The organism is Pseudomonas sp. P5_B2 (assembly GCF_056400445.1).
On the sequence record NZ_JBFULH010001427.1, the window covers coordinates 1 to 605 of the forward strand.

The following is a 605-nucleotide window of genomic DNA, read 5'->3' on the forward strand; positions in this document are numbered from 1 at the left end:
TTTGCAGCGTGTTGGGCTCACTTGTCTGTTCGGATTTACGTCCGAACAGACGGTCGCGCAGCAACTTGATCTGTTCTTACAAATCGACGATGTGGGTCTGGTAGGACTGAGCCACTTCCTCTTGACGACTGAATGCCTCAAGCAACATTTGCTTGAGCAAAACACGATTATCTGGAAGGTCGACGGGGATGTGCTGTTGACCATCAAGTTCGTCGACGATTCACATCAGGTGTTGCACTTACTCCTAGAGACCGTCAGGCGAACGAGTGAAGTTCAAACATACTGAGCTCAGTTCTAAACAACAAACCGGACCCAGTTATCGTTTAAATCCTTCACCGCTCTCCTGCTCTATTTCTGAGTTTTGTTAGCTTTTCTAGCCCCAAATATTTTGCTGAGAAATACAGATCTGAGAATCAAGCGAGAGTTTTTCCGCGCACGTGCAGCCACCTTGGTTAACATTGGCCGGGAGCATTGGGGGGGCGAGTAAAGCACGTTTAAGTTGCTCGGCACTCTGCTTCCAGGTTAGCCACGGCATGTTAACTGAATCTATGGTTGAGCCATCCCGATAGTCCTTTAACCACTGAGCAATTGCGTCGGCCAAGCTC

General features: G+C 48.8%; 2 pseudogenes. Both read right to left on the reverse strand.

Annotation, left to right across the window (positions count from 1 at the left end):
- Positions 1–148 (reverse strand): annotated as a pseudogene (locus AC1DRJ_RS31630) (IS66 family transposase); the annotation flags it as partial.
- A 225-nt stretch (positions 149–373) separates the two neighbouring features.
- Positions 374–605 (reverse strand): annotated as a pseudogene (locus tag AC1DRJ_RS31635) (hypothetical protein); the annotation flags it as partial.